This is a genomic window from Bifidobacterium sp. ESL1130 (assembly GCF_058507935.1).
The window spans coordinates 667,437-689,261 of the sequence record NZ_CP196379.1 but is presented as its reverse complement, the minus strand read 5'-3'; the positions used below and the strand labels follow the sequence as shown (position 1 = coordinate 689,261).

18 protein-coding genes are annotated in these 21,825 nt (G+C 57.7%); 2 read left to right on the top strand and 16 right to left on the bottom strand.

Features of this window, described 5'->3' with window-relative positions; all coding sequences use genetic code 11:
* Positions 1–123: 123 nt before the first annotated feature.
* The 12 genes from tuf to miaA form a co-directional block, all read right to left on the bottom strand.
* Entirely contained in the window at positions 124–1,323 is a 1,200-nt protein-coding gene (tuf, locus tag ACSYSO_RS02650) for an elongation factor Tu (RefSeq protein WP_489798813.1), read from the bottom strand.
* A 164-nt stretch (positions 1,324–1,487) separates the two neighbouring features.
* Positions 1,488–3,617, bottom strand: coding sequence for an elongation factor G (fusA, locus tag ACSYSO_RS02645; protein ID WP_491701947.1), 2,130 nt, complete (start codon positions 3,615–3,617; stop codon positions 1,488–1,490).
* Between the two features lie 29 nt (positions 3,618–3,646).
* Positions 3,647–4,117 (bottom strand): 30S ribosomal protein S7, encoded by a 471-nt coding sequence (rpsG, locus tag ACSYSO_RS02640; RefSeq protein WP_489798817.1) that lies wholly within the window; start codon positions 4,115–4,117, stop codon positions 3,647–3,649.
* Positions 4,118–4,120: 3 nt separating this feature from the next.
* Positions 4,121–4,492 carry a 30S ribosomal protein S12 gene (gene rpsL, locus ACSYSO_RS02635; RefSeq protein ID WP_489798818.1) on the bottom strand — a complete coding sequence of 124 codons (372 nt, stop codon included), beginning with the start codon at positions 4,490–4,492 and terminating at the stop codon, positions 4,121–4,123.
* Between the two features lie 317 nt (positions 4,493–4,809).
* On the bottom strand, positions 4,810–5,598 hold the full coding sequence (locus tag ACSYSO_RS02630) for a regulatory protein RecX (RefSeq protein ID WP_489798820.1): 789 nt from the start codon (positions 5,596–5,598) through the stop codon (positions 4,810–4,812).
* Complete coding sequence (gene recA / locus ACSYSO_RS02625; protein ID WP_489798821.1) at positions 5,595–6,749, bottom strand: recombinase RecA; 1,155 nt, start codon at positions 6,747–6,749, stop codon at positions 5,595–5,597. The genes ACSYSO_RS02630 and recA overlap by 4 nt, the downstream gene beginning before the upstream one ends.
* Before the next feature lie 247 nt (positions 6,750–6,996).
* A complete protein-coding gene (locus ACSYSO_RS02620; protein WP_489798823.1) occupies positions 6,997–7,230 on the bottom strand; it encodes a DUF3046 domain-containing protein in 234 nt (77 codons plus the stop codon).
* A gap of 206 nt (positions 7,231–7,436) precedes the next feature.
* Positions 7,437–7,949 carry a helix-turn-helix domain-containing protein gene (locus ACSYSO_RS02615; protein WP_489798968.1) on the bottom strand — a complete coding sequence of 171 codons (513 nt, stop codon included), beginning with the start codon at positions 7,947–7,949 and terminating at the stop codon, positions 7,437–7,439.
* An 84-nt stretch (positions 7,950–8,033) separates the two neighbouring features.
* Complete coding sequence (locus ACSYSO_RS02610; protein WP_489798824.1) at positions 8,034–8,552, bottom strand: CinA family protein; 519 nt, start codon at positions 8,550–8,552, stop codon at positions 8,034–8,036.
* Entirely contained in the window at positions 8,549–9,205 is a 657-nt protein-coding gene (gene pgsA, locus ACSYSO_RS02605; protein ID WP_489798826.1) for a CDP-diacylglycerol--glycerol-3-phosphate 3-phosphatidyltransferase, read from the bottom strand. The genes ACSYSO_RS02610 and pgsA overlap by 4 nt, the downstream gene beginning before the upstream one ends.
* A gap of 57 nt (positions 9,206–9,262) precedes the next feature.
* Positions 9,263–12,349, bottom strand: a complete 3,087-nt coding sequence (locus ACSYSO_RS02600) for an FtsK/SpoIIIE family DNA translocase (RefSeq protein WP_491701946.1) — start codon at positions 12,347–12,349, stop codon at positions 9,263–9,265.
* Between the two features lie 56 nt (positions 12,350–12,405).
* Entirely contained in the window at positions 12,406–13,395 is a 990-nt protein-coding gene (miaA, locus tag ACSYSO_RS02595) for a tRNA (adenosine(37)-N6)-dimethylallyltransferase MiaA (protein WP_491701945.1), read from the bottom strand.
* A gap of 93 nt (positions 13,396–13,488) precedes the next feature.
* Here miaA and ACSYSO_RS02590 point away from each other — a divergent pair, with 93 nt between their 5' ends.
* Positions 13,489–14,247: a GTP pyrophosphokinase gene (locus ACSYSO_RS02590; RefSeq protein ID WP_491701944.1), complete on the top strand. Its 759-nt coding sequence runs from the start codon at positions 13,489–13,491 to the stop codon at positions 14,245–14,247.
* A 137-nt stretch (positions 14,248–14,384) separates the two neighbouring features.
* A complete protein-coding gene (locus ACSYSO_RS02585) occupies positions 14,385–15,317 on the top strand; it encodes a Bax inhibitor-1/YccA family protein (protein WP_491701943.1) in 933 nt (310 codons plus the stop codon).
* Between the two features lie 904 nt (positions 15,318–16,221).
* Here the strand turns inward: ACSYSO_RS02585 and ACSYSO_RS02580 are convergent.
* The 4 genes from ACSYSO_RS02580 to ACSYSO_RS02565 form a co-directional block, all read right to left on the bottom strand.
* Positions 16,222–18,771, bottom strand: coding sequence for an HAD-IC family P-type ATPase (locus ACSYSO_RS02580; RefSeq protein ID WP_491701942.1), 2,550 nt, complete (start codon positions 18,769–18,771; stop codon positions 16,222–16,224).
* A 79-nt stretch (positions 18,772–18,850) separates the two neighbouring features.
* Positions 18,851–19,390: a hypothetical protein gene (locus ACSYSO_RS02575; protein ID WP_491701941.1), complete on the bottom strand. Its 540-nt coding sequence runs from the start codon at positions 19,388–19,390 to the stop codon at positions 18,851–18,853.
* A gap of 215 nt (positions 19,391–19,605) precedes the next feature.
* On the bottom strand, positions 19,606–20,907 hold the full coding sequence (locus ACSYSO_RS02570; RefSeq protein ID WP_491702046.1) for a class I SAM-dependent RNA methyltransferase: 1,302 nt from the start codon (positions 20,905–20,907) through the stop codon (positions 19,606–19,608).
* A gap of 111 nt (positions 20,908–21,018) precedes the next feature.
* Positions 21,019–21,783 (bottom strand): DUF3159 domain-containing protein, encoded by a 765-nt coding sequence (locus tag ACSYSO_RS02565; RefSeq protein WP_491701940.1) that lies wholly within the window; start codon positions 21,781–21,783, stop codon positions 21,019–21,021.
* Positions 21,784–21,825: the final 42 nt, after the last annotated feature.

Genomic DNA, 21,825 nt, shown 5'->3' with positions numbered 1-21,825 from the left:
ATACTGAAGCTCAGCCCATTATGCCATAACGTCTAGAGAATAAACGAAAAGGGCCGGTTCCGAAGAACCGGCCCTTTATGCCAGCAGCTACGCAATCAGCGTGCTGTCAGCTGTAGATGTTGACTACTCAACGATCTTGGTGACTCGACCTGAGCCGACCGTGTGGCCGCCTTCACGCACAGCGAAGGTCAGGCCTTCCTCCATTGCGATGGGCTGAATGAGCTCAACGGAGAAGGTGGCGTGATCGCCAGGCTGAACCATCTCGACGCCTTCCGGCAGGGTGATAACGCCGGTGACGTCGGTGGTGCGGAAGTAGAACTGAGGACGGTAGTTCGAGAAGAACGGCGAGTGACGGCCACCCTCGTCCTTGGTCAGAACGTAGACTTCGCCCTCGAACTTGGTGTGAGGAGTCACGGAGCCGGGGACAGCCAGAACCTGGCCGCGCTCGACGTCGTCACGGTTGATGCCGCGGAGCAGCAGACCGGTGTTGTCGCCGGCCTCGCACTCATCCATCTGCTTGTGGAAGGTCTCGATGGAGGTGACGGTGGTGGTCTGCGTATCGCGGATACCAACGATTTCGACGGTGGTGTTGATCGCAAGCTTGCCGCGCTCCACACGACCGGTGACCACGGTGCCGCGGCCGGAAATCGTGAAGACATCCTCGATAGGCATGAGGAAGGGCTTGTCCAGATCGTGGACCGGGGTGGGGATGTAATCATCCACAGCGTCCATAAGATCCTTGACGGTCTGTACCCACTTGTCGTGATCCGGAGCATCGTCGTGCAGTGCACCGTAAGCGGAGGTACGGATGACCGGGCAATCGCGGTCGAAGCCGTTCTCATCCAGCAGATCGCGGACTTCTTCTTCAACGAGCTCGATGAGCTCGTCGTCCTCGACCATATCGCACTTGTTCAGAGCGACGAGAATCTTCGGCACGCCTACCTGACGGGCGAGCAGCACGTGCTCGCGAGTCTGAGCCATGGGGCCATCGGTGGCCGCGACCACGAGGATAGCGCCATCCATCTGGGCAGCACCGGTGATCATGTTCTTCACGAAGTCGGCGTGGCCGGGGCAGTCCACGTGAGCATAGTGGCGGTTGGCCGTCTGATACTCGATGTGGGCGATGTTGATGGTGATGCCGCGGTCCTTCTCTTCAGGAGCAGCATCAATCTGATCGAAGTCGTATGCCGGGTTGAGATCCGGGAACTCCTCGTGCAGCACCTTGGAGATAGCTGCGGTCAGGGTCGTCTTACCGTGATCGACGTGGCCGATCGTACCGATGTTCACGTGCGGCTTAGTCCGCTCGTACTTTTCCTTTGCCATTAGTGTCCTCCTGGACGTTTTGAGCTTGCCCTCGCCACTCGGGGGCGAGACTCGCTGCAGTTTACTGGGTTTCTGGGTTACCTGCCACTTAGTGCCCTAACCCAGTCAGCGTTAAAAAATCTTAACGCTGACTGGAGACAGCGGAACACGCAGCAGGCGCGTGGTTATTCGCCGCGCTGGGCCTTGATGATGTCGTCCGCGATGTTCTTCGGAACCTCGGCATAGGAGTCCATCTGCATGGAGAACATACCGCGGCCCTGCGTCTTGGAACGCAGCTCGCCGATGTAACCGAACATCTCGCTCAGCGGCACCTTCGCGTCGATGACCTTGACACCAGAGGAATCCTTCATCTCCTGGATGTTGCCACGGCGAGAGTTGATGTCACCCATCACATCGCCCATGTACTCTTCCGGAGTATGAATCTCGACGGCCATGATCGGCTCGAGGATGACCGGCTTGGCCTTGGGGGCTGCGGTCTTGAACGCCATGGAACCGGCGATCTTGAACGCAAGCTCCGAGGAGTCGACGTCGTGGGTCTGGCCGTCGGTGACGGTCGCCTTGACGCCCACCACAGGGAAGCCTGCCAGCACACCGGACTCCATGGCCTCCTGCACACCCTGATCGATCGAAGGAATGAATTCCTTGCCGATGTGTCCGCCAGTGACCTCGTTGGAGAACTCGTAAGTCTCGCCGGCTTCGGTGTCCAGAGGCTCGAAGTTCATGAGCACCTTTGCGAACTGACCGGAACCACCGGTCTGCTTCTTGTGCGTGTACTCCTGGTTCATGACGGCCTTGCGGATGGTCTCACGGTAGGCGACCTGCGGGTTACCCACGTTGCACTCCACCTTGAACTCACGACGCATACGGTCGACGATGATGTCGAGCTGCAGCTCGCCCATGCCGGAGATCAGCGTCTGGCCGCTCTCCTCATCGGTCTTGACCTGGAAGGTCGGATCCTCGTCGGACAGCTTCGCCAACGCGATGCTCATCTTCTCCTGATCGGCCTTGGTCTTGGGCTCCACAGCCACCTCGATCACAGGATCAGGGAAGGTCATGGACTCCAAAGAAATCGGAGCCTTCTCATCGCAGAGCGTCTCACCGGTGGAGACGTTCTTCAGACCGACGAGCGTGTAGATGTTGCCAGCCTCTGCTGCATCTACAGGGTTCTCCTTATCGGCGTGCATCTGGAAGATCTTACCGATGCGCTCCTTCTTGCCCTTGGTGGAATCGAGCACGGAATCGCCGGGCTTGACCGAACCGGAGTAGACACGCACGAAGACGAGCTTGCCATAGAAGGGGTGCGTCGAGATCTTGAAGACCAACGCGGAGAACGGGTCGTCCATGGTGGGCTTGCGGGTGATTTCCTTGGACTCGTCCGAAGGATCGAAACCAGCGATGGCCGGCACGTCTTCGGGGCTGGGCAGGAAGTCGACCACGGCATCAAGCATGGGCTGAATGCCCTTGTCCTTGAACGCGGAACCGCAGAGCACCGGGTAGGCCTGGCGGGAGATGGTCAGCGTGCGGATGCCCTGACGGAGCTCCTCTTCGCTCATCTCGCCGGTCTCAAGGTACTTCTCCATGAGCTCGTCGCTGGACTCGGCCACCTGGTCGAGCAGAGCGGCGCGGTATTCCTCAGCCTTGGCCTGCAGGTCGGCGGGAATATCGGTGGTGTCGTAGTGGGCACCCATATCGCCGGAGACATCGTTCCAGACATAAGCCTTCATGCGGATCAGGTCGACAACGCCCAGGAAGTCGTTCTCAGCGCCGATAGGCAGCTGCACGACGAGCGGGTTGGCACCAAGCTTCTCCTTGATGGTGTCCACCGAGTAGTAGAAGTCAGCGCCGAGCTTATCCATCTTGTTGATGAAGCAGATGCGCGGCACGCCGTACTTGTCGGCCTGACGCCACACAGTCTCGGACTGAGGCTCCACGCCTTCCTTGCCGTCGAAGACAGCGACGGCACCATCGAGCACGCGCAGGGAGCGCTCCACCTCGGCCGTGAAGTCCACGTGGCCGGGGGTGTCGATGATGTTGATCTGGAACTTTTCTTTGTCGTCATGCGTCTGGCGGTTCCAGAAGCATGTCGTTGCCGCGGACTGAATGGTGATACCACGTTCCTGCTCCTGCGCCATGAAGTCCATGGTGGAGGCGCCGTCGTGGGTCTCGCCGATCTTGTAGTTCTTACCGGTGTAGTAGAGGATACGCTCCGTCACCGTGGTCTTGCCGGCATCGATGTGAGCCATGATGCCGATGTTGCGGACCTCATTGAGGTCATTGAGCACGTCAAGTGCCATAACAATTCCTTACGCTTGAGATTCCTGAATTACCAGCGGTAATGAGCGAAGGCCTTGTTGGCCTCTGCCATCTTGTGCGTATCCTCGCGGCGCTTCACGGAAGCACCCAGGCCGTTAGAGGCGTCGAGGATCTCGTTGGCCAGGCGCTCTGCCATGGTCTTCTCGCGACGCGCGCGAGAGAAGTCGGTGAGCCAGCGCAGGCTCAGGGCGTTGGCACGGTTCGGCTTAACCTCGACCGGCACCTGATAGGTGGCGCCGCCGACTCGGCGGGAACGCACCTCAAGGCTGGGACGGATGTTGTCGAGCGCACGCTTGAGCACGGCGACCGGCTCCTGCTCGGTCTTTTCCTTGACCATATCGAGCGCGGAGTAGACGATGTCCTCGGCGATGGACTTCTTACCGTCGAGCAGAATCTTGTTGATGAGCTGAGCTACGACGACCGAACCGTAGATGGGGTCCGGGAGCAGCTGATGCTTTTTTGCGGGTCCTTTACGTGACATATCTTACTTCGCCTTCTTTGCTCCGTACAGGGAACGACCCTGCTTGCGGTCCTTGACTCCCTGGGTATCGAGCGCGCCACGCACGATGTGGTAACGCACACCCGGGAGATCCTTGACACGGCCGCCGCGCACGAGCACGATGGAGTGCTCCTGCAGGTTATGGCCTTCGCCGGGGATGTAGGCGGTGACTTCAACGCCCGAGCTCAGGCGCACACGGGCGACCTTACGCAGAGCCGAGTTCGGCTTCTTCGGGGTGGTGGTGTACACACGGGTGCACACGCCGCGGCGCAGCGGGCTCCCCTTCATAGCCAAAGTCTTCGACTTCTTCGGCTTTACCTTGCGTCCCTTACGGACAAGCTGTTCTATAGTAGGCAACTTATATTCTCCGATTCGTTCATTCTTATTTCGGTGAAGCCGCCACCGTGCGGCTCCTCCCGACGAATCGGTTAAAGCAGCCCAGTCCACCGGCCCGATGGCCCTCTGCCCTCCTGCTGCGACATTACTGCCGCGCTATCTGCGGGTCAAGGGATATCCCAACGCGCACGCCTGTTACATAAGGCATGCCATTGGCACACACAATCCAAAGTCTATGCAACAACGCCGACAATCAATCCGCAGGCAGCAATCAGACTCGTACTCTCGCTTGCACCTGGTCACATTATCAATTGCGGATCAGATCGTTCTTCGGTCGATCAGCTCAGCAGCTCTTGCGCCACGCGTTGCAACACTTCGGGGTTATGACCTTTTCTCGCGCCAGCACTCCAGAAGCGACGACGCCGTACTTGAGAATCGAGTCCTTCGGTTTTTCTGGCCACTTTGCGCCCGAGTTCCCATGCCGCTTCCTCGAACGCACCCTGCTCCTGAGCGGCACGTACGGCCTCGCTGGCAGCACGAGGTTCTGCATCCTTGCGTCTCAGCTCTTGCAGCGTGCCACGCGCGCCGAATTGTCTGGCTACACAGGAACGTACAGCAGATGCGGCGTACTCGACATCATCGATAAGGCGCAATTCTACCAGGCGCACCACCACATCGTTCGCGACGACTTCGCCATACCCTTTTTCAATAAGTCGCTTGGTCATGCCCAGTGATGATTTGGGCGAGGCGTCCAGCAGGGTCAACGCCGCCTCACGGCATGCATCCATATCGTTCGGATCATCGGGCACTCGCCTGACAGCCGGTTGAGAACGATAGCGGTACGTGCTACGTTTGCGTTTTGCTCTGCGGCCACTCCCCGACTCGGACCAGCCAGCATCGCTGTCACTAAGCGACCCACCGAAAGCACTGCTGTAGGGACTGGAAACGGGAACCGTGTGCGTGCGTGACCGACTTGAATAAGTGCTGCTCTGCCGCTTGACAGAGCGCGCATTCTTAGCATCCACGACATCATCAATGCCGCCACCCGCGCCCGGAGCACCATATGAGACATGCTCATCGTCTCCGGGCACGGGGTGTTTGGCAAGGAAGTCTTCGACGTCAATCATGCTTCCGCTTTGTCGGCCTTTTCGGCTCCGCTCGTTGCCTCGTCATCGGCGGCATCTGCTTCACCTTCCGGCTCTTCGGCATTAGGATCTGGGATGAGGCCGAATTTCATCTTGACCTTTTCTTCGATCTCCTCCGCCACTGCGGGATTGTCTTTAAGGAAGGCACGCACGTTTTCACGCCCCTGCCCCAGCTGACTGCTCTCGTAAGTGAACCATGACCCAGATTTCTTCACGACCTCGCACTGCAAGGCCATATCGAGAATCGACCCTTCCTTTGATATGCCCTCACCGTACAGAATGTCGAACTCAGCGAGTTTGAACGGCGGAGCCATCTTGTTCTTCACCACTTTAACCTTGGTGCGGTTACCCACGGCATCCTCACCGTTCTTGATGGTCTGCACCCTGCGAATGTCAAGACGTATGGAAGAGTAAAACTTGAGCGCCTTTCCTCCGGTCGTGGTTTCTGGACTGCCGAACATCACGCCGATTTTCTCTCGCAGCTGGTTGATGAAAATGGCAGTGGTACCGGACTGAGAGAGCGCTCCTGTCATCTTGCGCAGCGCCTGACTCATGAGCCTGGCCTGCAAGCCAACATGGCTGTCTCCCATGTCCCCTTCTATTTCAGCCTTGGGTGTCAGCGCAGCCACAGAATCAATAACGATGATGTCAAGCGCACCGGAACGCACCAGCATGTCAGCGATTTCCAACGCTTGTTCACCGTTGTCTGGCTGAGAGATGATGAGCGAATCAGTATCGACTCCCAATTTCTTTGCATATACCGGATCAAGGGCGTGCTCGGCATCGATGTATGCCGCGACACCTCCGTTACGCTGAGCATTTGCTACCGAATGCAATGCCAACGTGGTCTTGCCGGACGATTCAGGACCATAGATCTCAATGATTCGACCACGCGGCAAGCCGCCAATGCCCAGTGCCATGTCCAAGGCCAAGGAGCCAGTGGGAATGACTTCCACATCCTCCACAGGCCTGTCTCCCAGCCGCATGGCCGAGCCTTTGCCAAAACTCTTTTCGACCTGTTTGAGCGCGGAATCCAGCGCCGCTTGACGACGCGGATCAATGCCGCTACCAGGTTCAGCGCCGGTCTTCAGATTTTCCACCGGCCCTTTCGAGCTTTTCGATTGATGCGCCATATCTCTCCTTGAGTTTGAGGGTGTTGTACCCTTCTACCGTACGGGACGGAAGCCACTCACGCAGCCTTGCCAGAGCAATGTGGACGAACACTCGGCATTTCGACACGCCGAGCGACTCAGCACCATTGTGCATCACCATCATTGCGATTGCTAAGTGTCATCATAAAGCATGATACGAACATTTGTTCGAATGCGTTCTATCGCAAATACTGCACCAATGCACGCGCCAAGTTCCGACAGTACAGCATTACCGCACCGGCAACGGAGGCGCATTATGATCGCTCCCCCAACGCCGTCCATCAGGAATCTGCAGATGATCGCACAGCACATTCCACACCACTCGGGGTTCCTCGCCACTCTCCAGCGCCTCGGTCACACATCTGTCCCCGAGTTCCGGCAACACCAAATCCCTCGCCACGCTTCTGCCGTACGACCGGCCGAGCACCTCCTCAAGCAGCGCCCAAAATTCGCGTTCGTCCATCACGAGCCTCCCATTCACCCATCACCACTCTACAATCCCACTGCCCCGCTCACCTCAGTGCGCCACACCACAGCGCCACACCGCACCACATCACTGCTGCAGATCACATCGCTGCGCCGCACCATGCACAACGCAAAGAACCCGCCACCACAGGGTAACGGGTTCTTGCAACAGCGTCGGAGAACAAAATCCGACACCCTATTGTTCTACATCTCGACCGAGTCGAGATAGTCGGCCACCATACGCAGCATCTGCGCAGTACTCAGCCCCAAGGATTCGGCGATGGAAGCCAGCAGTTCGGAACTGGCCTCCTTCTGCCCGCGCTCCACCTCGGAAAGATATCCAAGAGAAACACCGGCCTTCTCACTCACCTCACGTAACGTCTTGTGGTCACGAGTACGCAGATCACGCAACACATGGCCAATAGCCTCTCGCAACGATACCGTACGCACTTCGCCTCCTTCGTCACGATTGCCCACCGACACACGAGAACGGGACTGATCAACATCTTCTTGCTGCCACATCTTATTGAGTGCCGCCTGCCGATCATCCTTCGCTTTTTTTGCCGCACGGGCTTTCACCACCTGCTGCTGAGCAAATGCCACCGCCCGGCGTTGCGCCGGTGTTAAATTCCTGTTGCGTGCCGAGCCGGGACGTGCTGCACCTGGCATAACGCCCATCGCTTGGGTAGTTTCACGTGTTCTGGTCATCGTTTCCATTTGTGCCACCCCACTTACAAACGTTCTAAACTACTGTATTCACTTCCTTCAACAGCGAAAATTAGAAATTTATTCCGCTTTTGGCTATGTGATTTGGTTCACTTTTGCCAATAGCGCGATGACAGCACCTCGTCGCACCTGTTCACGGTCACCGGGAAGCTCAAGCTTAAATGCCGTGGTGGAACGCTCGCAATCCCTTGATTTTCCGGGCATTGAGATGCCTACATAGACCAGTCCCGCAGGCTTTCCTCCATCGCTACCCGGACCCGCGACACCAGTAGTAGATAGGCCGATGATTTTTTCGTCATATTGAGGCTGATTGTAGAGTTTTGCTGCACCTTGCGCCATTTGACACGCCACTTGCGGATTCACGGCACCCTGCTCACGCAGCAGACTCGCATCCACACCCAATACCGATGCCTTAGCCGCAATGTCATAGGTGACAGCTGACCCCAAAAACACTTGTGAAGCGCCCGGAATACGCACAAACGCATCAGCCAGCAGACCGCCTGTCAGCGACTCGGCTGCAGCGATTTTCAAGCCGCCCCTCTTCGCTTTGTCCAAAACTCGGGCAGCCAGCTCGTCACCGTCCAAATCGTTCACCGGCGCGACCTCACCACACCACGCACATAAGCGAACCCTGAATACAGGCACAGCACCAGCGCCACAAAGATGACAATGTAGGTCAACCAGTAATAAGCGGACAACCATCCCGGCATAGCTGCACCTAAATTCGGCAGTACACCGGGAGTCTGGCGCGCAGGAGCCGCAGCCCACAACGGGGACACCAGCATGCCCAATCCGATGGATTCGGCAAGCGTCTTGTATTTGCCGGCATTGGACGCGGCAATCACCTGACCGCCTGTGTCGATGACCATGAAACGCATCACGGTGATGCCGATTTCACGAATCAAGAACAATGCCGTAACCCACCAGCTCAACTCGCCAAACGCGGACGAGACCACCATCGTAGAGCAGATGAGGAGCTTGTCTGCAATGGGATCCATGAGCTTGCCCAGCTCGGTGACTTGGTCGAATTTGCGCGCCAGCCAGCCATCCAGCTTGTCTGTGGAAGCGGCGATCACAAAGAGCACCGCAGCCCACACACGCATTGCCACATTGCCTGAACCCCAAGGGCCGGCTGCAATATCGAGTCCCAAAAACACCAGCACCAAGACAATTCGGGTATACGTGACCAAGTTGGGCAGACTGTTCCAGCCGTCCAACAAGGAATGACGTTCATCGCGTTGTTGCATATGCCTCACCTTAGCGCGACTGCACTACTGCCAGCGTAAACCAAGTGTTGCACGCCCTCACGCTTCCGCACTCCCGGCCGAGCCGCCGCCCTTGCCGCTGATGAACGCAATCGCCTCATCCAAACCTTCGGGTTTGATCAGAACCTCACGCGCCTTGGAACCCTCCGAAGGCCCCACCACCCCATGGGACTCCAGCAGATCCATCATACGGCCTGCCTTGGCGAACCCAATGCGCAGTTTGCGTTGCAGCATGGAAGTGGAACCGAACTGCGAGGTAATCACAAGTTTGGCTGCTTCCAACAGCGTGTCCATATCGCCGCCGATTTCCTCGTCAGGGTGCGCTTCCTGCTCCTCGGCCTTCTTGGCCATCTCTTCGATGTCCTCACGGTATTTCGGCTTGCGCTGAGCACTGGCAAACTCGACGGCTTTGCGAATCTCGGACTCGCCCACCCAAGAACCTTGCACGCGCACCGGCTTGGCCGACCCCATAGGCAGGAACAGGGCATCACCCTGACCGATGAGCGCCTCGGCACCGGTCGAATCAAGAATCACTCGCGAGTCGGTGGCCGAGGAGGTGGCGAACGCCAGACGCGATGGAATGTTGGCCTTGATCAGACCGGTGATGACGTCCACGGAGGGGCGCTGGGTGGCAAGCACCAAGTGCACACCGGCGGCACGGGCCAACTGGGTGATGCGTTGAATGGAACTTTCCACATCGTTCTTGGCAAGCATCATCAAGTCAGCCATCTCGTCCACCACAACGAGAATGTAAGGATACGGCGCCACTTTTCGATTCGAGCCAAGCGGTGCGTGCACTTTTCCGGCACGTACAGCCTCGTTGAAGTCCTTGACATGGCGGAAGCCGAAATACTGGAGATCGTCGTAACGCGCATCCATCTCCTTGACCACCCATTCCAAGGCTTGTGCCGCCTTCTTGGGATCGGTGATGATGGGCGTGAGCAGATGCGGTATTCCGGCGTAGGCGGAAAGTTCCACACGTTTGGGATCAACCATAATCAGGCGCACCTGTTCGGGTGTGGCACGCATGATGATGGAGGTGAGCATCGAGTTGATGAAACTGGACTTGCCGGAACCTGTGGCGCCGGCCACCAGGAGGTGCGGCATCTTGGCAAGGTCGGCGGTCACGAAATGACCTTCTACGTCTTTGCCCACACCTGCAAGCATGGGGTTCGGATCGTTGCGAGCCTTGTCGGAACGCAGCACATCGCCCAAATGCACAATTTCACGGTCAACATTCGGAATCTCGATACCGATGGCCGACTTGCCTGGAATCGGAGAGAGAATGCGCACGTCAGAACTGGCCACAGCGTAGGCTATGTTGCGTTGAAGATTGGTGATCTTCTCTACCTTGACTCCCGGCCCAAGTTCCACCTCGTATTGCGTGACCGACGGGCCGCGCATGAATCCGACCACTTTGGCATCCACCTTGAACTGGGCGAATGTGGAGGTGAGTGCACGAATCACATTGTCGTTGGCCTGGGTGCGAGCAGCGTGAGGCTTGCCGTGAGCAAGCAGTTCGAGAGAAGGCAACTGGTATGGCGCTTCAACTACGACTTCTGCGCTCTCGGCGCCATCGGTACCATTCGCAGCTCCATCAGCGCCATTCTGTCCATCAGCGGTCGTACCGGCACCTGTCACACCGGGCGCAGGAGCAGACTGAGGCATAGCCGCACCCCCTGCAACTCCTGGAGTCGCAGACGTGTTGTTCACCGCCGGGAAGACCGTGGTCTGGCCGTTGCTGTTCGGGGTCTGGTCATCGTTGCCGATGACTGCCCACGGGTCAGAGGCCCCGCCGACGCCAGCAGGGGTCTCGCCGGAACGCGGTATGGCCGCCGTAACGGCGGGTGCTGCACCAGCCTGCTGCGCAGTCTCATCCCCACCAGAGTTGAAAGCTCCGTTGAGCACCGATGGCACCGGGTCTGCCGCACCTCCCGCCGGTGCTGTCGAAGCCGAGAAACCTGACGAAACCGGTACCCCTGCGGCTCCCGCGCCCAAGGCACTCGGCACATCAATCCCGCCCATCGGCGTTTCCGCAATGATGCCGGTGTCAGGGTCAACCATCATCTGCTCGGTGGCGAACAGCCCATCGTTCTGACCGGCCGAACCTTCACGTAAATCCACGGCCTTATCAAATGCGGCATCGCCTTCATACCGCTCGAGTGAATGATCTTCGCCACCTTTACCTTTACGCTTGAAACCACCAAACAATCTCGAGAACAATCCGGGCTTCTTAGTCTGCTGCGCTATGCCGCGTGTGGCTTCAGGTGCTTCTTCCGTGCCGTCATGCGTGGGCACGCCTTCGGCAAACGCCATGGTCTCCTCACCAAGTTGCACCTCGTTGGGGAACTGCTCGCGTTCTGCTTCCTGTACGCTGTCGTCATCACGCTCACCGGGTACTGCGCCACTCTTGGTTTCCTTGCCGAATACGGCAGAGCGGAACCAGTCCAAAATATCATTGATATGCAGTTGCGCAATCATGACGATTACAGCAAACAGCGCCACCAGCACGAAAATAGCAATGGCGAAGCCTCCGGACAGTCCCCAAGCCAGAGGGGAACCGACCACAAACCCAAGCAAACCACCGGCCTGCTGCACCTGCACCCAATCAAAACGACGCTCGGGAGCCGCCACCACAACGTCTATAATCGAGCAGACAGCCCACAACAGCAACACCCAACCGCCGATTACCTTCGGATTGCCCGAATCCTTACCGGAATTGCGGAACAGCCTGATGGTGAGCACCACCAGCAAAGCAGGCAGCACCACGCTGGACACTCCCAACGCACTGGAGGCCACAACATGCAGCCAACGGCCAAGGAATCCGTCGACCCGGAACCATTCCGAAGCGCAAAACAGCACGGCAAACACCATCAGAACAAAGGACCAGCCGTCATTGCGTGATTCTTCGTCGAACTCCCCCACACCGAACAGCAGACGCACCGCGGAACCGATGAGCCGAGGTACGAACAGCAGCGCCTTGACCCACCACGGTTCCATCTCAGGCATCACTGTGGTTGATGCCTCGGCCGAAGACGACCGCTTCGAAGCCGTGGAGGTACTACCGGTGCGCTTGCGAGCGCTGCTGGAATTCTTGCGTGAGGGTGATGCTGTTTTTCGTGCCATAACAGCACCGATTCTACTTCATGCCCGCCACCAGAGCACACACATAATCCAGTGCCTCAATTCGCTCCCAGATGATGGGTTGCATACTCATCAGCGTGTGCATCCCGCTCATCGAACTCGCCCGAATCGGCTTGTTGCACCAGTCCAAGCGCTTCTTCCAGCAGATTTGGCGAAAGCGCGGAAAGCCAGTGGATACGCGGATCTCGGCCAAACCATCCCATCTGTTTGCGCGCCAGGCGCTTCGTTTTCTGAGCGACACGGTCATGCGCCTCCTCGAGACTGATCGCGCCGTCCAAGTAATCGCACATGTCGCCGTATCCCAAGGCACGCGCCGCCGTTTTGCCCAAACTAGGCCGAAGCCGGCGTACTTCGCCAGCAAAATCTTGTGCGAACATGCGCCGTGTGCGTTCCTCAACGCGTTCATCGAGAGACTCTCGAGGCAAGTCAAGGCCGATTTGCACGGACGGAATCACGTACCGGTAGCGAGGCAGCGTGGCGGAATACGGATGGCCAGTCAGTTCGATCACTTCTAGGGCACGTATGGTACGACGCGGGTTACGCGGATCCATACGGGCCGCGGCTTGGGGGTCTTTGGCTTGCAGTTCTGCGTAAAGCGCTGCTGCACCTTCTGTTTTCTCTCGCTGCTCCAAGGCCTCTCGCACAGTGCTGTCAGTTCCGGGAAACGCGATATCGTCGATGGCGGCACGGGCGTAAAGCCCTGATCCACCGACCAGTATTGGCCTGATGCCCCGGCTAGTCGTGTCTGTGATTTCCTTGCGTGCCAAAGTCTGGAATTTCGCAGCACTCATGGTCTCGCTGGGGTCGATGATGTCGAGCAGATGGTGTTTGACTGCTTCCTGTTCTTCTGCTGTCGCTTTGGCAGTACCGATATCCATGCCTTTATACATCTGATACGCATCGGCGTTGATGATTTCGGCGCGCTCTCCCTTGGCCTGCAGCGCACGCGCAAGCGCTATGCCAAGCCCCGTCTTTCCCGAAGCCGTAGGCCCTACGATCGAAATCACTTTCTTCTCCATAGCCGCCATCCTAGCGGCTCTGTTCGCCAAGCCCAGCTTGTTTTCAGTCCATACACAGAAATGATACTGGTTTTTCAAGCGGGCAACAGGTAGAATGTGCGTGTGATACTTGACCGTCATGAACGCATAAACTCCGCCGAGATTCAAAACCGTCTGTCCCGGGTACAGGACGTCGCAGGCGGCGAACGGCCGCACCACTTCACCCCCGACGACATTGCCGAATTCGTCGACATGATGCAAGTCTATGAGGGGGCGATGTATGAGATCAGCACCAAGCTCGAGATTTTGGACAATGAATTCGATGTGCATTTCTCCCACGACCCGATTCATCATATGGAACGTCGCCTCAAATCCGTGGACTCGATTGTAGAGAAGGTTCAACGCCGTGGGTTGGAGCTGAGCATCACATCGATTCGCGACAATCTCTTCGACGTGGCAGGCATCCGAGTGGTCTGCAACTACCGAGACGATGTCTATTCCGTCGCCAACTACCTCTCCAGCCAGTCCGATATCCAGGTGCTAAGGGTCAAAGACTACATCAAGCACCCCAAGCAGAACGGGTATCGCAGCTTACACGTCATCTACGCGGTGCCGGTGTTTCTCTCCAACGGCGAGCATTACACACCGGTCGAAGTGCAGTTCCGCACCATCGCCATGGACTATTGGGCCAGCCTCGAACACGCGCTGAGATACAAGACGGATTTGCCGGATGCCAAACTTAGCGAACATTCGCAGACACTGCTGGACTGCGCCAAAAGCCTGCAGAACATTGAAGCGCAAATGCAGAATATTCACCGCGACATCAACGGGGCTCCGCGCGAGGAAGAAGCGCCGAAATCCGCGCCGCTCGTACGTCCTTGAACGTTTGAGGATCAGCCGCTTTATACCGTCTCGGAGACATTTTACCCGGCTGGCATAACCGAGCGAGGCTACCCAGCAAGAACTCAGCATCTACCTATAGACTTGACATCACAATCCTTGCACAAGGAGGGACAGCAATGACATACGGTAACGAACCGCAGAACAGCAGCCCGAACCAAGGCGCTCAGAATGGCTATGGTCAGCCCTATGCAGGCCAGCAGCAGCCTTACGGGCAGAACAACGGGCAGCCATACGCCCCCAACTATCAGCAGAACTACATGCCCAATGGGCAACAGCCTTACGGACAGCAGAGCGGGTATTACCAGCAGCAGAACAGCTATGGCCAGCCCGCGCCAACCACCACCATGAACGCGCAGGCCACGTACTCGTTCGAGAAAGCACGCAACACCTCCATCACCAAAGCTTACGGGCAAATGACGCTGGGGCTGTTGCTCACCGCCGTCGTGGCGGTACTGGCCGACATGACCGGCCTGTATGCCGCGTTTACCATGGCCACAGGTACACTGGGATGGCTCATTCTCTCGGTAGTGCAGATCGGTATCGCCATCTATATGGGCGCGCGTCTGGAACGCATGAGCACCGGCACGATGAAGGCGTTGTTCTACGGATACGCGGCACTCACCGGGTTTACGCTCGGCTCGATTTTCTACGCGTACGATTTAGGCTCCATTGGCATAGCATTGTTCATGACCGTAGGTCTGTTCTTCGTGCTTACCATGCTTTCACTGACCACCAAGAAGGACATGCTCAAGGCAGGCCCCATCCTATTTGCAGCACTGCTCGTACTGCTGATTGGCGAGGTCATCCTCATGTTCGTGGCACCGAACAACACCACACTCATGGTAACCGCCGCCATCGGTCTGTTCATTTTTGCCGGTCTGACCATGTACGACGCACAGCAGACTCGCGCGCTGTTCAACCAGATGAGCATGAGTTCGGACACCGCAATGTTTGAGAAGATCTCTACTATGTGCGCGATGAATTTGTATCTCGACTTCGTCAACATGTTCCTCTACCTGCTGCAGCTGTTTGGCAGCCGCGACGACTGACGGGTGACGGACGCGGCCTTCGGGTGCGCTGACTAGGCAAAGCCGACCCAGCAAAGCTGACCGGAAGAGATAGCCTGAAGAACTAATCAGGAAAGCCAGCCAGGCAAATCCAGCTTGCAGGCCGATCTGCAGGGCCGACCGGAAGAACTAAATCGTCAAAGCCAGCTAGACACAGAACCAACCTGAAGGAATGTCTGAAGTGATAGCCGGGCAGACCTAACCGGCAAAGCCAACTCTGATGAACCGACCTGAAGAGACGGCCAGCAGAGATATCTGAAGAGCTAGACGGCAAAGCTAACCGGCAGAACCAACTAGCAGAGACCACCCTGATGAGACACCCAACGAATAGGGGTTCGACTTCATGCAAGTCGAACCCCTTTCTTCATGCACAATATCTCTGTCCGATCATGCAATGCATTTGCCTGCCCCTGCACTAGTTCGATGGCATTGATGCCTTCGATACGTATCTAATCGTGCGGTAGTACCCCACCTACAGTCAGACGCATCTGACTGATATGGGGGTCTTGATGCGACCCCCTCCCCACCAGTGCAACCAAACCAAGCGCCACCAAACCGACGCTTATTTCATCTCAGCGACGGCTCCGTCGCACGGCTCACACCCAACGCGTCAAAACCGTCACTGAAACTCACCTAGCGACAGGTTGGTTGGCGCCACCCACGTCCAGCGCGACAGAACCGACGCTGACATCATCTCAGCGACGGTTGCGTCGCACCACGCACAACTAACGCAGCCAAACCGACGCTCACACTAGCTTAGCGACGGTTTGGCTGCTTTCCCACATTCAACGCGACGAAACCGACGCTTATATATTCACCAAACCACATACATCGTTCCATGGAAGCAATAGCATCTACGAGATTTCGACATCGGAAACGATAGCATCTAGGAGATGCTGCGATCGGAAGCACCGGCACGACGTGCATCGATGCGCTTGGTGATAACAGATTCCACCGCCATGACCAGTGCGAAAATAATCACGGCAGCTGCCAGACTGACGATGAGCGCGAACCACGTCTGAGCATCGCTCGGCAGATGCAGGGAGAAGAAATCAGCCACAAACGGCACCACTGTGCCCGCCACACCGACCAGAGCAAATGCTGCCACCAATACGCCGCGCCACGAGTTGAGTGGCCGAGCCACACGCGCCAAGACCAGCACACCAAGCACGAACAACACGCTGGCACAGATGTTGCGCACCGTCAACAGGTCGTCGGGACGACTCAAACTCCACCCCATCTGTCGCGGCAGGAACCACTCGGTAAGCAGCACTGGCAGAGCCACCGCACAACCGGCCGGCAGCGCAAAGCGCACCACACGTTTCAAAAACCCGGGAATGTAACGTCTGGTATTGGGAGCCAGAGCCAGAATGAAGGCAGGAATACCAATGGTGAGTGAACCGATATAGGTGATATGGCGCGGCAGATACGGGAACGGCACAAATGTGCAGACCACACCCAGCGAGATGAGCGCGGAATACACCGTTTTCACCAAGAACAAACTGGCCACACGTTCCATGTTCGCCATAACCTGGCGACCACGCGCCACCACATCAGGTAGGTGGGAGAACTTGGAATCGACCAGCACGACTTGAGCCACAGCTTTGGCAGCCGGTGCCGCGTTGCCCATGGCGATGCCCAAGTCCGCTTCCTTGAGCGCGAGCGCATCGTTCACACCGTCGCCGGTCATGGCAACCGTGCGATGCTGTGAGTGCAACGCCTGAACAATGGCCTTCTTCTGCTCGGGGAGCACCCGGCCCAACACGTCAACGCCTTCGAGAACCTCAGCCAGTTCATGCACATCATCAGGCAGCTGTCGCGCGTCCATGACAACCGGTTCCCGGTCGCCAGTGAGCTGCACGGTGCGTGCGATGGCGCCTACCGTGGCCGGATTGTCTCCGGAAATAATGCGGCAGCGCACACCTTGGTCGCGGAACCAGGCGAGTGTGCGCTGTGCGTCCTCGCGAATATGTTCAGAGCACAGTACCAGCGCCACCGGCTCAGCCTCACGTGACAGTCGCGGAGCATCGGCAAAGCCTGCGGCACCAGTGCCAAGAGCACGCATCACCATGAGTACGCGGTATCCCTGATTGGCGTAATCGTTGACACGCGCCAAAATTTCTCGTGTACTGGAGCGAGTCTGCTCGCTCTCTTCCAATGCGGACAGCAGCACTTCGGGAGCACCCATATACCAGATGCCTTCACCATGCGTGACGATCGCACTCCATTTGCGCGCCGAGGAGAACGGTACCCTTTCGCTCACTGTCCCCGCTTCCATGCCGCGCTCTGACAACGCTTCCAACACAGCTTTGCCGGTACCGTTCGGGTTCGCCTCATTGGACAGGTCATACAGTGCCTGCAGCGCTTCGATTTCCGCTTCGCCCCCAGCTGCCGAGGGATCGAGCATCTCCAGCCGGTCGAAGACAATACCGCCATCGGTGATGGTGCCGGTCTTATCGAGATTCAGGCAGTCCACACGTGCCAGCGTCTCCACCGACTCCAACTCCTGAACCAGTGTGTTCTGACGAGCCAGACGCATGGAGGCAAGCGCGAAATTGATGGAAGTGAGCAGCACAAGACCCTCGGGAATCATGCCTACCACACCGGCGACCGCGGAGACCATGGCAGGATGCCAAGCGCCGGTGGCGATGGCTTGGCTCCAGCCGCCCACACTGCGCATCTGCGAGAGAATGAGCAGGATGCATAGCGGGATGACGAGCATGGTCATCACTTTGAGAATGGTGTTGATGCCCTGACTTAAATCGGACACCGTCTTCTTGTAGACCTTCGCTTCAGCGGTGAGCTTGGCTGCATAACCGTGTTCGCCAACGGCGGTCACCTGAACCAGAGCCATGCCAGACACTGCAGTGGAACCGGAATATACGCTTTGTCCCTCGGTCTTGCGCACGGTGCGCGACTCGCCGGTGAGCATGGATTCATCCAGTTCCAGCCCCCAATTATGCAGCACCGTGGCATCTGCCGGAACCTGCTCGCCCGAACGCACCCACAGCAAGTCACCAAGCACAATGGCACTGTGGGCAATTTCCTGGTTGACACCATCGCGGCGAACGGCAGACGTGGACGATACCAAGATGGACAGCTTGTCGAGTGTGTGTTTGGCTTTGAGCTCGGTGAGCACACCAATGGCGGTGTTGACAATGATAATGAAGCCGAATACGGCATCTTTCCAGTCACCGGCGACGAGTACCAGCACCATGGCTGCGAAAATGATGCCATTGAACAGCGTAAAGACATTGGCACGGATAATCTGCCATACCGAACGTGACGTCTGCGCTTTCACCTCGTTGACCTGTCCGCGCTCCACACACTGCGCCACTTGCTCGGCACTCAAACCGCGCTCCTGCACGTCAGGCAGAGTTGCCGCGTGAACTCCGCGCACTGTATCTTGCTGTCTCTTCGCTTGTTCAGCGCTCATCTGTTTCCTTCCGATGCCAGTTCAAGCTTCAGACCCTACCGGATCGCTCTGCCCCATGCCAGTATGCTACCGCAGCTCACTACTGTTGCGGCGTATCGTATGGCTCCCAAGTGATGTTCATGACCTTGGGATGAGGGTTGTCGTTGACCACCAAGTCTAACGCATCGATGAAGTGCTTGGAATGATTTTCATCGCTCTTAGCTGAGCTGCCTGCCATATGGCTGGCGTTTGAGGGCGAGCGCAGTTCAGCCGCATATAACGTGGGTTCAGGTCTGGCACCTTGCGGGTCGAGCAGAACTACTGGAACGCCGCCTTTTCTGGCTTGTTCCAGTGCAGGGCTCCAGTCGGATATCCCGGCTTTGTCGGTGTGCAAACCGGCAATCACCATGACTTTTACATGACGCGAAACAAAACCACGAACACCGTTGTTCGCGCTATGAACTGGGCTTTCCTCTTCACCGGCAGGTGCGTAGACGGCATCGATCTTAGACTGGTGGCAGGCTGCGAGCACCTGCTGGTCAAGGCCAGCGTCCCCTGCGGCAACCACGCCGATGGTCATGCCGGGATGGTCGGCACTGTCGTGAACGGTGTTGGTCTCAACGCTCTGTGTGTCTCCCACCGCCGCATTGTTCGGGGTGCATGCGGCCAAAGACGGCACTAACAACAAGGCAAGAAGAGCAGCTACTGTCTTGCGCGCACGCACTTTCCTGCCACACGCACGAATGCTGTTACCGCACCGCAAACCGGAGCCCGGCCGTACATTGTGCCCTTTCGCGCACATAATCCCTTCGGCCGCGCTTGCGCTACGGTTTGTCCCCCAACGCGGCCGTCCGGTCATGCTGCCTGGCTTTTGACGAACAACGCCACTGTTTCCACATGGTGGGTCATCGGGTAGATATCGAAGGCGTGAATCTGGTTCAACTCGTAGCCCAGAGAGGTGAGAGTTGCCGTGTCACGGGCCAAACTCGTGGGGTCACAGGCGATATACACCACATGGGAGGCTCCGGAAGCTGCGATGGCATTGCACACGCCTGCTTTGGCCCCGGCGCGCGGCGGGTCGAGCACCACCACGTTCGGGTTGATGAATTCCTCAGGTACGTTCCGCAGCTTCCTGGCCACATCTCCGGCCAGCACCTGAGCATTGCCCACCTTGGACATATGCAGGTTGCGTTCTGCATTCTTCACCGCCACACGGCTGCCTTCGATACCCATCACACGAGCGTGTGAGAACGTTTTGGCAAGCGGCATGGTGAACAGACCCGAACCGCTGAACAAATCCCAGATGACCGCCGACTGCACGCCATTCAACGATTGGCTGACCAAGCGCATCACGTGCTTGAGCAGAGCGGGGGGCGCCTCGCGATGCACCTGCCAGAAGCCGCCGGCGTCAACGCCGAACTTGTACCGTTTACCATCCGCGTCCACGATCTCTTTGAGCCGTTTTGATCCGGCCCTCACCCGGCCGTCCACACTGATGGCAAAGTTGGAGCCCACCTCGTCGGCAAGAGCCTTTGCCGTCAGCCGAGATGTGTGCACGTCGCGCGGCTCGGGCACTGCCACGCGAATCTGCGCCCCCGGCTCGAACGATTCGTCCCACAGCCCTTGCCTGTCTGCCACAGCCAGCAGTGAACGGGAGGCCAACGGCATGGTGTCAATGCGTACCCGTTCGTGAGAGCCTCGCCTACGCATGGAGGCATGGCCACGCTCGTCGGCCACCAATTCGATGCGCGTACGCCAGTGCAAGCCGTTTTCATCACCGTCGGCTTGCAGTCGTGTTACTGCAACATCAGGAATATCAACGTGCCCCAGTCGTCGCATCTGTTCTGTTATCACGGCAGACTTCCACTTAATCTGCCCAGACCCTGAAACATGGATGAGATCGGCACCACCCACGCCTCCGCCTTGACTCAGCGGCCCCGCCAGCTTCCATGCCGGTTCCACACGATCCTCGCAGGCCTCAAGCACCTCGATCGCCTCACCGGTCCAGAAACGGTCCGAACGCTCGTGCGGCTCGTCGAGCTCAACCACAACGCGCTCCCCAGGCAGAGCGAAGCGCACGAAGACAACGCGCCCGTCGATGTGAGCCACGCACCGACCTTGGTCAGCGTACCGTTCAATTTCCACTTCTGCCTGCATGTGTACCTTACCCTTGTTTTCCTTGGCATTCATACGATTCTGACTTCCATAAGCCTACCGTTTGCGCACATTCTTCTCCAACATCCGCTCAAGCGGCATTGGTTTTCCATACTACCCTTGACCGCCGTCGCTGCCGCCAGTGGCATGTCCATCTTCTGATGTGTCCGCCGATTCCTTTTCCGCCCCCTGCTCACTGACAAATTTAGGGTGCCTGCTCAACGGATCTGCGATCATCAAGTATGATACCCAAATGGCCAACGCCCAGAACGGAAGCCCCATAAGCAGCCTCGCCGTACCCAAAGCGGTGACCTGATTCGTGGCGTACAGGGGAAGCTGAACAGCCAAACGCAACGCGAACACCGCAATCCACAGCCATGTGACACGTTTATACGCCCGGTACAGCGTAGCATCCTCACGCCAGTCGCGTAACCAGTCCTTAAGCCTCTCGGTAGGCAAAGATCGAATGAACTCGACGATGAACCCTACACCGGGAACACGGACAGCCAATGTGATGAGCAGCACCACCGCATAGACGATATTGGTAATGAACCCATATGCGTAGTAGTTACGAGCCTCGCCACTCTTCCACGCCCAAATCAGACAGATTCCGACGGCGATAAGGCCACCCAGCGCACCAAGCGCCGACTGACGCTGCACCAAACGCACCAGTACCTGTGCCACAGCCAACACCGCAGCGACGATGACGGTGAGCTTCAAGTCACTGGTCACCACAAACAGCACCACAAAAACAAAGCCAGGCAGCATGGACTCCACCACGCCTCGCACACCGCCTATGGCTTCGATAACCGAAAAGTCCTCATCCTGCCCGGCCCCAGCCAAGGCTGCGAAACCGGTACGCTGTCGATGCTGCTTCATAACGTCCTTGATCTGAACTGTTCCTGACGGAGCTGTTCGTGA